12 protein-coding genes are annotated in these 13,929 nt (G+C 72.4%); 8 read left to right on the top strand and 4 right to left on the bottom strand.

The window, feature by feature from the left end; genetic code table 11:
• From ACWCSD_RS33840 to ACWCSD_RS33805, 8 genes are all read left to right on the top strand, one after another.
• A partial coding sequence (locus ACWCSD_RS33840) for an AMP-binding protein (RefSeq protein ID WP_449921016.1) occupies positions 1-1,063 on the top strand: 1,063 nt, incomplete at its 5' end.
• Entirely contained in the window at positions 1,060-2,088 is a 1,029-nt protein-coding gene (locus tag ACWCSD_RS33835; protein WP_449921015.1) for a LuxE/PaaK family acyltransferase, read from the top strand. The genes ACWCSD_RS33840 and ACWCSD_RS33835, both read left to right, overlap by 4 nt.
• A complete protein-coding gene (locus ACWCSD_RS33830) occupies positions 2,088-3,356 on the top strand; it encodes an acyl-CoA reductase (protein ID WP_358282232.1) in 1,269 nt (422 codons plus the stop codon). The genes ACWCSD_RS33835 and ACWCSD_RS33830 overlap by 1 nt, the downstream gene beginning before the upstream one ends.
• 231 nt (positions 3,357-3,587) lie before the next feature.
• A complete protein-coding gene (locus ACWCSD_RS33825; protein ID WP_449921012.1) occupies positions 3,588-5,762 on the top strand; it encodes a hypothetical protein in 2,175 nt (724 codons plus the stop codon).
• Positions 5,763-5,868: 106 nt separating this feature from the next.
• On the top strand, positions 5,869-7,119 hold the full coding sequence (locus ACWCSD_RS33820; RefSeq protein ID WP_358282230.1) for a glycosyltransferase: 1,251 nt from the start codon (positions 5,869-5,871) through the stop codon (positions 7,117-7,119).
• Positions 7,106-7,804 carry a class I SAM-dependent methyltransferase gene (locus ACWCSD_RS33815; RefSeq protein ID WP_364338183.1) on the top strand — a complete coding sequence of 233 codons (699 nt, stop codon included), beginning with the start codon at positions 7,106-7,108 and terminating at the stop codon, positions 7,802-7,804. Before ACWCSD_RS33820 ends, ACWCSD_RS33815 begins: the two co-directional genes overlap by 14 nt.
• Before the next feature lie 85 nt (positions 7,805-7,889).
• Positions 7,890-8,564, top strand: a complete 675-nt coding sequence (locus tag ACWCSD_RS33810) for a polysaccharide deacetylase family protein (RefSeq protein ID WP_449921009.1) — start codon at positions 7,890-7,892, stop codon at positions 8,562-8,564.
• Positions 8,565-8,592: 28 nt separating this feature from the next.
• Positions 8,593-10,071, top strand: coding sequence for a hypothetical protein (locus ACWCSD_RS33805; RefSeq protein ID WP_449921007.1), 1,479 nt, complete (start codon positions 8,593-8,595; stop codon positions 10,069-10,071).
• Here ACWCSD_RS33805 and ACWCSD_RS33800 read toward each other — a convergent pair.
• The 4 genes from ACWCSD_RS33800 to ACWCSD_RS33785 all read right to left on the bottom strand — a co-directional run.
• Positions 10,068-10,532, bottom strand: coding sequence for a response regulator (locus ACWCSD_RS33800; protein ID WP_352318742.1), 465 nt, complete (start codon positions 10,530-10,532; stop codon positions 10,068-10,070). The two genes, ACWCSD_RS33805 and ACWCSD_RS33800, sit on opposite strands and share 4 nt — an antisense overlap.
• Entirely contained in the window at positions 10,529-12,151 is a 1,623-nt protein-coding gene (locus ACWCSD_RS33795; protein WP_449921004.1) for a sensor histidine kinase, read from the bottom strand. Before ACWCSD_RS33795 ends, ACWCSD_RS33800 begins: the two co-directional genes overlap by 4 nt.
• Positions 12,148-13,326: a PP2C family protein-serine/threonine phosphatase gene (locus ACWCSD_RS33790; RefSeq protein ID WP_358282222.1), complete on the bottom strand. Its 1,179-nt coding sequence runs from the start codon at positions 13,324-13,326 to the stop codon at positions 12,148-12,150. Before ACWCSD_RS33790 ends, ACWCSD_RS33795 begins: the two co-directional genes overlap by 4 nt.
• Before the next feature lie 288 nt (positions 13,327-13,614).
• The coding region (locus tag ACWCSD_RS33785; protein WP_449921000.1) for a GMP synthase (glutamine-hydrolyzing) at positions 13,615-13,929 on the bottom strand (315 nt) is incomplete at its 5' end.

Raw genomic sequence — 13,929 nt, 5'->3', positions numbered from 1 at the left:
GCCCGCGGCGCTGGTGGGGTTCACCCACGCGCCCGACGGGCCGCCGGGCGCCCGCGGCCAGGCCCCCGACCCGCATCCCGACCTGGCCGTGCTCCTGGCCACCTCGGGCTCGACGGGCAACCCCAAGCTGGTGCGGCTGTCCCGGGAGGCGGTCGCGGCCAACGCCGCCGCCATCGCCTCGGCGCTGTCGATCATGCCCGGCGAGATCGCGCCCACCAGCCTGCCGCTGCACTACAGCTACGGCCTGTCGGTGCTCAACAGCCACCTGCACGCGGGGGCGACGGTCGTCCTGACCGAGGCCGGGCTGCTCGAACGGTCCTTCTGGACACACCTCGACGAGCACAAGTGCACCTCGCTCGCGGCCGTCCCCTACCAGTACGAGATGCTGCGCAGGCTGCGCTTCGACCGCGCCGAGCATCCCACGATCCGCACGCTCACCCAGGCCGGCGGCCGGCTCAGCCCCGAGCTGGTGTCCCTGTTCGCCGCCCAGGCCGACCGCTTCTTCGTCATGTACGGGCAGACGGAGGCCACGGCCCGCATCGCCGTCCTGCCGCCCGACCGGCTCGCCGACAAGCTGGGCTCGGCCGGGCAGGCCGTCCCCGGCGGGCGGCTGACGATCGACGGCGGCGAGGTCGTCTACCAGGGGCCCAACGTGATGATGGGCTACGCCGAGACCGCCGCCGACCTGGCCAGGCCCGACGACCTGGGCGGGGTGCTGCGCACCGGCGACCTCGGCCGCCTCGACGACGAGGGCTTCCTCTACGTCACCGGCCGGCTCAGGCGCATCGCCAAGATCTTCGGCGTACGGGTCAACCTCGACGACGTCGAGCAGCTGCTGCGCGACACCGTGCCGGTCGCGGCGACCAGCGGCGACGACCGGGTCACGGTGTGGGCCGAAGGGCTCGACGCGGCCGGGTGCCGCAACCTGGCCCGCCGGCTGGGCGCCGAGCTGCGGCTCCACTGGAGCGGCTTCGACGTGCGCGCCGTCGAACGGCTGCCGCTGCTGCCCACCGGCAAGATCGACTACCGGGCGCTGGAGTCGGCCGCGGAGGCCGGGCGGTGAGCGTGTTCACGCTCGACGCGGCCGCGCGGGAGGAGGTGCTGGCCGGGGAGCTGGCGGCGCTGACCGAGCGGCACCGGCGGGCGTGCCCGCCCTACCGGCGGATCCTCGACGCGATCGGCGCCCATCCGCCCTACGAGCGGGTGGCCGACCTGCCGTGGCTGCCGGTGCGGCTGTTCAAGACCCACGAGCTGCGCAGCGTCCCGTCCGAGGCGGTGTTCCGGGTCCTGACCTCCAGCGGCACCACCGGGCAGCGGCCGAGCCGGGTCTACCTCGACCGGGAGGCGGCCGCCGCGCAGCCGCGCATGCTGGCCGCGACCCTGCGGGCGGTGCTGGGCGAGCGGCGGCTGCCGATGCTGATCGTCGACGGCCGCTCGGTCGTCCGCGGCCCGGCCCTGAGCGCCCGGGGGGCCGGGGTGCTCGGGATGATGAACTTCGGCAGAGACCACACCTTCGTCCTCGACGAGCAGGGCGAGGTCGACGCGGCGGCCGTCGAGGCGTTCCTGGCCCGCCACGGCGGCGAGCCGTTCCTGGTCTTCGGGTTCACGTTCATGGTCTGGCTCCACCTGCTCGGCCTGGGGGCCGACCTGTCCCAGGGCGTGCTGATCCATTCGGGCGGCTGGAAGCGGCTGGCCGAGCAGGCGGTCGACAACGACGCCTTCCGCCGGCGGCTGGCGTCCGAGTGCGGGCTGACCAGGGTCCACAACTTCTACGGCATGGTCGAGCAGATCGGCACGGTCTTCCTGGAGGGCCCCGACGGCGACGGGCTCTACTGCCCCGACTTCGCCGACGTCGTCATCCGCGACCCCGGCACCTGGCGGGAGGTCCCGCCCGGCGAGCCGGGGCTGATCGAGGTGGTCAGCACCCTGCCCACCTCCTATCCCGGCCACGCGCTGCTGACCGAAGACCTCGGCATGGTGCACGGCGTCGACGACGGCCACTGGCCGGGCAAGCGGTTCACCGTGCTGGGCAGGTTGCCGCGGGCCGAGGCGCGCGGCTGCAGCGACACGTTCGGGCAGGGCGGCTGATGACCGATCGATCGATCACCACCCGGATCCCGCGAGTGGGCGACGCGGGCGGGGTCGAGGTGCGTTTTCCGCCCGGCGGCTCGCCCGTCCCGGTCGAGGAGCTGGTCGCGCAGGTGCGGCGGGGCGCGCCCCTTGAGGTGGGCGACGAGCGGATGCGCGCGTTCCTGGCGGCGTTCGGCAAGCGGCTGCTGCGGCCCGCGCTGGCCCGCCGCCATCCCGAGCTGGGCTCGCTGGGGTTCTTCCTGCGGCCCAGCGAGCTGGCCCGCACCCTCGAAGAGCTGCGCACCCCGCACGTACGCGTGCCACGCGGCCTGGTCTTCCACCTCCCGCCGGCCAACGTCGACACGGTCTTCGTCTACTCCTGGGCCCTGTCGGCCCTGATGGGCAACCGCAACGTGGTCCGCCTGTCGCCGCGGGCGGGGGCGGTCGCCGCGGTCGTCCTCGACACGCTCCGGGAGGCGCTGGCCGACGCAGATCCGGTGGTGACGGCCACGCAGCGCATCGTCTCCTACGACCGGCGTGCCGAGGCGGTCACCGCCGCCCTGTCGGCGGCCTGCGACCTGCGGGTGATCTGGGGCGGCGACGACACCGTACGCGAGGTGCGCCGCCACCCGCTCGCGCCGCACGCCCGCGACCTGACCTTCCCCGACCGCTCGTCCTTCGCGGTGGTGAACGCGGCGGCCTGGCTGTGCGCGCCGCGCGCGGCCAGGGTGGCGGCGGCCGAGGGGTTCGTCAACGACAGCTACTGGTTCGACCAGGCCGCCTGCTCCTCCCCCCGCACCGTGTTCTGGGTGGGGGCCGACGACGACTGCGAGGCGGCACGGGCCGACTTCACCGAGCAGGTGTCGCGGGTGCTGGCCGGGCGCGGCTGGGACGTCGACGCCGCGATGGCGGTGGAGAAGCGGGTCTCGGTCTACGGGCTGGCCGCCGACGGGCTGGTCGATCTGATCGAGTTCCGGGGCAACGCGCTGGCCAACGTGACGCTGGCGGCGGCGGCCGCCATGCCGCGGCGGTGGCTGGGCGCGGGCACGTTCGCGCACGCGCGGGTGCGGACCCTGGCGGAGCTGATCCCGATGGTCGAGCGCAAGGACCAGACGTTGACCCACTTCGGCTTCTCGCTGGGCGAGCTGGAGGAGCTGGCCCGGGAGCTCGCCGGGCGCGGGGTCGATCGCATGGTGCCGGTGGGCAGCGCGTTGAGCTTCCACCGGGTGTGGGACGGCGTCGACCTGCCGGGCGAGTTCACGCGACTGGTGACCGTGGTCAGATGAGCCCTCATCGGACGAACCGGCCGCGCTCGGGGCCGGAGCACCGATGACGACCGTTCCACCGCAGGCCATCGCGCCGCCGGGCGGTGATCCCCCCGTGGCGACCGGCCCGTCATCCGGGACGGGCGGCCCCCGGCGCCTGGCGCTCTCCTTCGTGGTCGTCGCGCCGATGCGGGCTGGACACGACCCGCGATCCCTGGCCGGGGCTCGGGGGCATGAGGGGGTGGCTTGGGGATGACGGCTGTGGTGGCGGAGGCCGCGATCAGGGAACGGCGGGCGCCGGGATGGGCGCGGCGGCTGCTCGCGGGGTGGCTGCCGGCCGGGACGGTGCTGGGCGGGGCGGCCTGGGTGTTGCTCTGGTGCGGGGTTCCGGCGGGCGAGCTGGCGGCCTTCGGCGCGTACGTCCTGCTCGGGGTGGCGCTGCCGGGGACGTTGCTGTGGCGGGCACTCACCGGCGGCGGCCGGTCGTTCGCCGAGGACGTGGCCGCCGGGCTGGCCCTCGGGTACGCGGTCGAGGTCCTGGTCTACATCCCCGCCCGCGCGGCCGGCCTGCCGCTGCTCGTCCTGGGCTGGCCGGTCACCGCCGTCGCGTTGTTCCTCGCGGTGCCGCGGTTGCGGCGTCACTGGCGGGGCCGGGCCGAACGCGAACGGATGCCCTGGTGGTGCGCCTGGTCGCTGGCGGGGGTCGCCGGTTACCTGCTGGCCTTCTGCGCCCGGTCGCTCTACCGCGTGCCGATCACCGACGCGTACGTCGACATGCCCTACCACCTGGCCCTGCTCGGCGAGGTCAGGAACCACGTGCCGCCCACGCTGCCGTCGGTGCTGGGCGAGCGGCTGTCCTACCACTGGTTCGTCTACGCCGAGATGGCGGCCACGAGCTGGGTCACCGGGATCGAGCCGGTGACGCTGGTCTACCGGCTGTCCACGTTGCCGATGACGTTCGCGATGGTCGTGCTCGTGGCGGTGCTCGGGCGGCGGCTCGGCGGGCGGTGGGGGGCGGGGCTCGCGGCGGTCGGCGTCACGTACTTCCTGTTCGCGCCGGTGTTGCAGGAGGGCGTGGTGTTCACCTCGCGGTCGATGTTCACCGCGTGGGCCAGCCCGACGCAGACGTTCGGCGCGTTGTTGTTCGCGCCCGTGATGCTGGTGCTCACCGCCATGCGGCCGCGGGGGTGGGCGGCGGTGGCCGTGCTGCTGCTGGCGCTGACCGGGGCGAAGGCGACGTTCCTGCCGTTGCTGCTGGCCGGGCTGGTGTTCGTGCTGGTCGTGCGGTTGCCGGTGGAGCGGCGGCTGCGGCGGGAGTGGCTGGTGCCGGCGGCGATCACGTCCGGCTGCCTGCTGATCGCGCAGTTCGTGGTGTTCGGGCGGGGGGCGCAGGGCACGGTGGTGGCGCCGTTCGCCACGATGCGCACGTTGTGGGGGGTGGTGGCGGACGTGCAGCCGCCCGCGCTGGCCGCCGAGCCGTGGGGGCCGGTGCTGGTGTTCGCCGGTGTGCACCTGTTCTGCCTGCTCTGCGTGTGGGGCGGCGTGGTGGCGCTGAAGGCCCGGCTGCTGGATCCGGGGGTGCTGCTGCCGGTGGGCGTCGGGCTGGCGGGCATCGGCGCGATCATGGTGCTCGGTCATCCGTCCGACGCCCAGCTCTACTTCCTGGAGGGGGTGCGGCCGTACCTGTCGGTGGCCGCGGTGTGCGGGGTGGTGGCGGCCGTGGAGCGGCGGCGGGTGCCGTGGGCGGTGGTCGCCGGCCTGGCCGGGGCGGGGGCGGCGGTGGCCGTCGCGGCCTCGCGGCTGGTGCCGCCGGGTGCGGTGCTGGTGCGGGTGCTGGTCCCGTACCTGGTGCTCGCGGGGGTGGCCGTGGTGGTGCTGGCGTTCCGGCGCAGGGGGTTCTCGCTGGCGGTGGTGGCGCTGCTGGCGGGGTACGCGGTGCCGACCTCGCTGCGGGAGGTGGTCGTGCACGTCGCGCCGGAGCCGTGGGAGCGCGAGCGGCTGATCCCGGCCGGGGCGCTGGAGGCCGGACGGTGGCTGCGCGACCATTCCGCGCCCGGTGACGTGGTGGCCACCGACCTCCACTGCCGCAACCCGGCGCCCCGCCGTACGTGCGACAGCAGGCACTTCTGGGTGTCGGGGTTCACCGAGCGGCGGGTGCTGGTCGAGGGCTGGGCGTACGCCGAGAGCACGCTGTCGCGCGCCGAGATGTTCGTGACCCCCTACCTCCAGGTGCCGTTCGCCGACCAGGCCAGGCTGGCGGACAACGACGCGGCCTTCCGCGAGCCGTCGGCCGCGAACGTCCGCAGGCTCCGGTGGAAATACGGCGTGAGATGGCTGTTCACCAGCAATGATCCGGCGTTGGAGAAATACGCCGAACTGCGCTTCCGCAACGCCGACGTCTCCGTGTACGAGCTCACGACCGGGTAAAGCTTGTCCCCGTTCATGGAATGGTGAGCAGAAACGGCACGCGCCCCGCTGGACGCCCCCAGCACCATTTCCGTGAACCTACCGCCGCAAGCGATCAGGGAATTCTATGGACACGCGTGCCGCCATGGACCCGAGCCCCAACGTCCTGGACACCTCGGCCGGCCTGGCGACCGTCGACATCGTCATCCCGGTGCTCAACGAGGAGCGGGCGCTGCCGGGCTGCGTGCGCACGCTGGCCGCGTTCCTGGAGGACAGGTTCCCGCTGCCGTGGCGCATCACGGTCGTGGACAACGGCAGCACCGACGACACCTGGCCCATCGCCACCCGGCTGGCCGCCGAGCACGACCGGGTGCATGCCCGCCGCCTGGACATCCGGGGCCGCGGAGCCGCGCTCAAGGCGGCCTGGCGGGAGAGCCCGGCCGACATCGTCGCGTACATGGACGTCGATCTGTCCACCGACCTCGGCGCGCTGTTCCCGCTGGTCGCGGCGGTGGCGAGCGGGCATTCCGAGATCGCCATCGGCACCCGGCTCGCGCACAGCGCCCGCACCCTGCGCTCGATCCGCCGCGAAGTGGTCTCGCGCAGCTACAACGCGCTGCTCAGATACGGGTTCGGGGTCAGGTTCAGCGACGCCCAGTGCGGGTTCAAGGCGGCCAGGACCGACGTGGTCCGGCCGCTCATGGACAAGATCGAGGACGACGCCTGGTTCTTCGACACCGAGCTGCTGCTGCTGGCCGAGCACAACGGCCTGCGCGTGCACGAGGTGCCCGTCGACTGGATCGAGGACACCGACTCGCGCGTCCGCGTGGTCAGGACGGCGATCGACGACCTCAAGGGCCTGGCCAGGGTCGCCTGGTCGATGTCCATGGGCCGGGCCGACGTCGAGGTGGCGCGTTCGGAGCTCAGGCCCACGCATCCCGACGCGGTGGTCGCCCGGCCGAGGGCGGTGACGCTGGCGAAGTTCGCCTCGTTCGCCGCGATCGGCGTGTTCTCCGTCCTGCTGTACGCGCTCATCTACCTGCCGTTGCGCGGCGTGTGGGCGCCCGCGCCGGCCAACCTGGGCGCGCTGGTGCTCACCGGGTTCGTCAACACCGAGGCGAACCGGCGCTGGACGTTCAACCGGCTGGGCGGACGGCGTACCGCGATGCACTTCCGGGCGGCGCTGCTCTTCCTGGCGAACTACCTCCTGACCACCTCCGCCGTGCTCGGCCTGCGCAGCGTGTCGCCGGGGGCCGGGCGGCTGATGGAGATGAGCGCGGTGGTCGCCACGTACGGACTGCTCACCCTGATCCGCTTCACCGCTCTGGACCGCTGGGTCTTCTCCCGCACAAGGAACCAACCACATGGAAACCACTGAGATCCGCCGGCTGCTCGACCTTGAGGACACCCACTGGTGGTACCGCGAGCGCCGGGCGATCCTGCGCAGGGAGCTGCGCGAGCTGGGCCGTCCCGGACGGGCGCTCGACGTCGGCGCGGCCGGCGGCGGGAACACCCGGGTGCTGGTCGAGGCGGGCTGGGACGCCACCGCGACGGACTACTGCGAGACGGCGGTCGAGGTCGCCAGGGAACGCGGGCTCAAGGCCGTGCACGCCGACGCGCGGGCGCTGCCGTTCGAGTCGTCGAGCATGGACCTGGTGACCGCGTTCGACGTGCTCGAACACATCCACGAGGACCATCTCGTCACCGAGGAGATCGCCCGGGTGCTGGCGCCCGGCGGGCACGCGCTGATCGCCGTCCCGTGCGACATGGCGCTGTGGTCGGCGCACGACGACGCCGTGGGCCACGTCCGCCGCTACGGCCGCGACACGCTGACCGTCGTGGTGGAGAAGGCCGGGCTGAGGGTGGACCGGCTGTGGAGCTGGAACGTGCTGCTGCGTCCGCTGGTGGCCCGGCACCGGCGGCGGTCGAGGGGCAGCGACCTGCAGCGCACGCCCGCGGTCGTCAACGCGGGCCTGTCGATGGTGGTGCGCGCCGAACGCTACCTGCCGGTCAGGTCGCTGAAGGGCGTGACGCTGTTCCTGCGGGCCAGACTGGGCAGGTGACGGGTTCCGGACCACAGGCCGGGGTCAGGTCTCAAGTCGATGTCCGGTGACGCGGGCGGGCCCGGATGGTTCTAGGCTGTCGCGTGTGGTGATTCACGCCCTCCTCGCGGCCACCCTGGCCCTGACCGCCACGCCCGCGGCCGCCGCCCCGAAGATCGACTGCGCCCGGCTCAAGTGCCTGGCGCTGACCTTCGACGACGGCCCCGGCGAGCACACGGCGACGCTGCTCAAGGCGCTCAAGAAGGAGGGGGCCAAGGCCACCTTCTTCCTCGTCGGCAAGCAGGTCGAACAGCGTCCGGCGCTGGCCCGGCAGCAGGCCGCGGAGGGGCACGCGATCGGCGACCACACCTACTCCCACCCCTCGCTGCCGACGCTGCGCGACGACGACATCATCGAGGAGCTGCGCACCACCCAGGCCCTCATCCAGGACGCCACGGGCCGGCGGCCGACGATGTACCGCCCGCCCTACGGGCACACCGACGAACGCGTGCTGCGGATGGCCGACCAGCAGGACCTCGCCGAGATCCTGTGGACGGGCACCACCCTCGACTGGAAGCTGCGCGACGCCAAGAAGATCAAGGCGACCGTGCTCAAGCTGGCCAAGCGCGACGGCGTCATCCTCATGCACGACACGGTCCCGCAGACCGTCAAGGCGATGCCCGAGATCCTCAAGGAGCTCAAGAAGCAGGGCTACACCCTCGTCACCGTCCCGACGCTGCTGCGCGGCAAGGGGCCCGACTCCGGAGTGAGCTACTTCTGAGCACGTCCCCCTCCTGAGTGCTGGAACCATGGAGAGCGTCAGCCCCGCCGCCGCACGTCCCAGGCCGTGGGTCGCCCTCGTCACCTTCCTGATCATTCAGGCGGTGCTCGCCTGCTGGTGGGCGGCCTTCTACCCCGGGCTGTTCAGCCGCGACTCGGTGCTCTATCTCAGTCACACGATCGTCGGCCCGTGGGTGAGCGATCACTCGGTGGCCTACGACGCGTTGTTGTGGCTGAGCTTCACCAAGACGGGTGACCTCGGGGCGGTCACGTTCGCGCAGACCACGGCGATGGCGGGGGCGCTGACGTACCTGGCGCGGTCGCTCTGCGCGCTGGGGGCGCCGCGGTGGGCCACGACGCTGGTGGCGGTGCTGGCGCCGGTGACGCCGACGGTGGGGGCGTTCACGGTCACGTTGTGGAAGGACGTGCCGTTCACGATCTGCGCGATCATGATCGCGGGGGTCTGCGCGCGCATGGCCGCGCGCCGGCGGGTCTCCCTGGCCGGGCTCGGCGTGCTCATGACGCTGCTCGGGCTGTTCCGCGCGAACGGCTTCCTGGTGGTGGGCATCGCCGTCGTCGTCCTGCTGGTGGTCGTCGCCACGCGGCGGGTCCGGCTCGCGCTCGTCGGCACGGTGGCGGCCACCGTGCCGCTGCTGCTCACGAACCTGCTGTTCCCGCGGTTCGGCATCACGCCGCCGTCCAGCACGTACGTCTACCACACGGCCTACGCCGACGTGGCGGTGGCGTTCAGGGAGCGGCCGGAGCTGTTCACCGAGCAGGACAAGGCGCTGATGACCTCGGTGGCGCCGCTCAGCAGGTGGTGGGAGGGCGGCACCTGCGCCACGGTCAACCTGCTGATCTGGCGTCGCGACTTCAGCTGGCCGGCCGCCGACGCGCACGCGGGCGAGCTGCTCGGCCTGTGGGAGCGGCTGCTGACCAGCGACCCCGGGATGATCGTCGGCACCCGCCTGTGCCGGGGGGCGATCGCGTGGAGCCCGGTGCAGGACCCGTACGTGGTCGGCGGGATGACGTACCGGTTCTCGCGGCGGCCCAGCGCCGACACCTACGTGGGGCCCGGCAAGGTGCCGGACTTCGCCGGCCGGGGGGTGTTCTCGCTCCGGCCGTTGTCGGCCGAGCTGAACCAGGTGGCCGAGCCGTGGCTGTCGGGGGCGCTGCTCCCGCAGTGGGACTGGGTGTTGTGGCGGGGGGCCTCGTGGGCCTACCTGTCGTACGCGGCGGTGGCGCTGGGGGCGCTGGCCCTGCGCAACCGCTATGTGGTCGGGGTGGCGGCGGTCGTGGCCGGGCAGCAGCTCGCCGTGCTGGCCAACATCTCGGCCCAGGACTTCCGGTACATGGCCGCGCCGATCTTCGTCGGGCTGCTGCTGGTGCCGCTGCTGCTGGCGAGCGCCGGGCGGCTGCTGCTCGCCGCGGCCCGGTCGGCGTGGCGCGCGCTGCGCCGGCCGGCCCCGCCCGCCGCCGAGACCGGGCCGGACGACCAGGACGGCTAGGCCAGGCCCTGGCCGTCGGGCAGCCGGGTACGGCCCGGCAGCCGCACCACGGTGACGAAGAACTCGTCGATCTGCCGGATGACGGCCATGAACTGCTCAAGGTCGACGGGCTTGGTCACGTACGCGTTGGCGAACAGCTTGTAGCTGCGCAGGATGTCCTCCTCGGCCGAGGAGGTGGTCAGGACGACGACCGGGATCGCCCGCAGCTCCGGATCGCCCTTGATCTTCTCCAGCACCTGCCGCCCGTCGTACTTGGGCAGGTTGAGGTCGAGCAGGACGAGGTCGGGCCGCGGCGCGCCCACGTGCGCCCCGCGCTGGTAGATGAAGTCGAGCGCCTCCAGGCCGTCGCGCACGACGTGGAGGTTGTTGCGGATCTTGTTGTCCTCGAACGCCTCGCGGGTGATGAGCTCGTCACCGGGATCGTCCTCGACCAGGAGCACTTCGATGGGCTGGACGGTCATGGGGTTGCTCCTTCGTCGGTGACGGCGGGCAGGGTGAAGCTGATCCGGGCTCCCTCGGTGTGGCCGGTGTCGAGCCAGATCGTACCGCCGTGGTTCTCCACGATCTTCTTGCACATCGCCAGGCCGATGCCGGTGCCGCTGTAGGCCTCCCGGCTGTGCAGGCGCTGGAAGATGATGAAGATCTTATCGGCGAACTCGGCCTCCACGCCGATGCCGTTGTCGGTGACCGAGAACAGCCACTCGTTCTCCCGCTGCTCGCAGGTGATCCGGATGCGCGGGGCGCGGTCGGGCGCGCGGAACTTCAGCGCGTTGCCGACGAGGTTCTGCCAGAGCATGCCGAGCATGGTGGGGTCGCCGATCACGTTGGGCAGCGGGTCGGGCCGCTCGATCTCGGCGCCGGTCTCCTCGATCACCGCCGACAGGTCCACCAGCGCCTTGTCGAGCGACTCCGCCAGGTCGACCGGCTTGCGGTCGTCGTACAGGCGGCCGACGCGGGAGAAGGTGAGCAGGTCGTTGATCAGGACCTGCATGCGGGTGGCGCCGTCCACGGCGAAGTGGATGTACTGGAGGCCGCGCTCGTCGAGCACGTCGCCGTAGCGCTTCTGGAGGAGCTGGCAGAACGTGGCGATCTTGCGCAGCGGCTCCTGGAGGTCGTGGGAGGCGACGTAGGCGAACTGCTCCAGCTCGGCGTTCGACCGCCGCAGCTCCTCGGCCTGGGCGTCGAGGCCGGCCGCCTGCTCGCGCAGCACGACGTGCTGCTTGCGGAACTCTTCGAGGGCGAAGACGATCTTCGTCCGCATCGACTCCACGTCCCGTGCGACCTCGCGGATGTCGGCCGGCCCGCTGACCGGGATCGCCCGGTCGAAGTCGCCGGCGGCGATGTCGCGGGCGGCCTCGCGCAGCTCGTCGAGCGGACGCCCGATCGACCGCCGCAGCAGCACCGCCATCGCGACGCCGGCCACCAGGAACAGGATCAGCATGACGACGAAGGCCAGGTTGCGCACCTGCTCGACCTGTCGCAGCTCCTCCTGGGCGCGCTGCCGGGCCTTGGCCAGCCGGTCGTCCTGCCGGTCGAGCAGCGCCCTGATCTGGTCGAAGGCGTGCTTGCCGCTCTCGATGCGGGCGGCGGAGATGACCCCGTCGGCCCGCTTGTCGGCGGTGAGCGGCTCGGCGTAGTCGCGCCGCCAGGTGGCCGCCGCGTCCCTGACCGCGTTCAGCTCACTGACCAGCTCCGGACGGTCGCCGATGAGCGCGGCGATGCGCTCGCGGCTGTGCCGCTCGGCCGCCACGCCGGCCGTGTACGGCTGGAGGAAGTCCTCGTTGCCGGTCAGCAGGAAACCGCGTACGCCGGTCTCCTGGTCGATCAGGGTGCTGCGCAACTGGGCGGCCTCGATCCTGGCCGGCGAGATGCGCAGGATGACCTGGTCGGACAGCCGCGTGGTGCGGTCGAGCATCACGGTGGCGACGACGACGCAGGTGACCACCAGGACCGACACGGCCGCGATCATCAGCACGAACCAGCCGTGGACGGTCAGCCGCCGCCAGCCCTGCTCGCCGCCACGCGTACGGGAAACCTTCTGCACGGCCTGCCTCTCCAGCACGGACGCCTGTTCGCTCACGATTCGTCTTTCCAGCGCAGGTGCACGACGGCGACGTCGTCGGCCGCCGCGTCGTGGACGGAGGCCGCCTCGACGTCGGCGAGGATCGCGTCGAGGAGTTCCTCGCTGCCCAGGCCCGTCCACCGGGAGGACAGCTCCAGCAGGCCCTCCTCGCCCAGCCACCGCGGCGTGTCGCCCGGCAGCCGGCGCTCGAAGAGGCCGTCGGTGTAGAGCGTCACGCCGCCGCCCTCGGGCAGCTCCAGGAGGTCCTCCTCCCAGTCGGCCTCGATGGGCAGGCCGAGCGCGGGCCCCTGCCGCGGGTCGGCGAGGAGCACGGAGTCGGCCGTGTGCACCAGCAGGCCGGGGTGTCCGGCGCGCCAGACGCGCATCGTGTGCCGGTCGGGCTCCAGAACCACCGTGGACATCGTGACGAAGATCTCCGAGCCGGCCCGCTCGGCCCGCAGAATGCGTTCGAGCTGGCGCAGCAGCGGGACGCCGGTCATGCCGTTGAGCACCAGCGCCCGCCAGGCGATGCGCAGGCAGACGCCGAGCGCCGCCTCGTCGGGCCCGTGGCCGCAGACGTCGCCGATCACCGCGTGCACGACCTTGTCGTCGGTCTCGACGACGTCGAAGAAGTCGCCGCCGAGCGTGGCCGAGCCGCGGCTGGCCCGGTAGCGGGAGGCGACTTCCAGGGGCATCTCCTGCAGCAGCGGCGTCGGCAGCAGGCCGCGCTCCAGGCGGGCGTTCTCCTTGGCGCGCATGCGTGCGGTGTGCAGCGCCACGGCCGCCTGCTCGGCCTGCTTGCGCTGCATGGCGTAGCGCAGCGTGCGGCCCAGCCATTCGGCCTCGACCCGGCCCTTGACCAGGTAGTCCTGGGCTCCGGCGGTCACCGCGGCGAGGCCCGCGCTCTCCTCGGCCAGGCCGGTCAGCACGACGACCGCGGCGTCCCCGGCCTCCTCCAGCACCGACGACAAGGCGGAGAACTCGTAGGCGTCGGGCAGGCCGAGGTCGAGCAGTACGCACTGGGGGCGCAGCCGGGCCAGCGCCCTGCGGGCCTCGTCCACCGAACGCGCCCACTCCAGCCGGACGGCAAGGCCGCTGTCCTCCAGCAGCTCCTGGACGATCAGCGCATCCTGCGGATCGTCCTCCACGAGCAACACCAACGGCTGCCGGACATCCTCACTCGCATGGGCCATGTTGGCAATTGCACCCTTCGTCACCGGCACCGAGCTCTAACGAATCGACGCCTCAGGTGTCCCACTGCCCACTACGGCCAAGAAGTGGCCCAAACTCACACACTTTTCCCAAGAAACTTTCCGGTATGCGTCCACGAGCTGAGCAATCGTCACGGGCCGGGGTCGAGGGGGTCTGGCGAATCGACCTCCTTCCACCATAACCAACGCACTGACCTGCATTAACCGCTCATGGCCGGACATGCGAACGGCCCGGAACCGTCAGGCGGTCCGGGCCGTTCGCACACGGCGTTATTCCCACTCGATGGTGCCCGGGGGCTTGCTCGTGACGTCGACCACCACCCGGTTGACCTCGCGCACCTCGTTGGTGATGCGGGTGGAGATGCGCGACAGGACGTCGTAGGGCACCCGGGCCCAGTCGGCCGTCATCGCGTCCTCGGACGTCACCGGCCGGAGCACGACCGGGTGGCCGTAGGTGCGGCCGTCGCCCTGCACGCCCACCGAGCGCACGTCGGCCAGCAGCACCACCGGGCACTGCCAGATCTGCCGGTCGAGGCCGGCGCGGGAGAGCTCTTCGCGGGCGATGGCGTCGGCCTCGCGCAGCAG

The organism is Nonomuraea sp. NPDC001684, assembly GCF_053596515.1.
The sequence above is the reverse complement of the archived record's forward strand: the minus strand, read 5'-3'. Positions and strand labels throughout refer to the sequence as shown.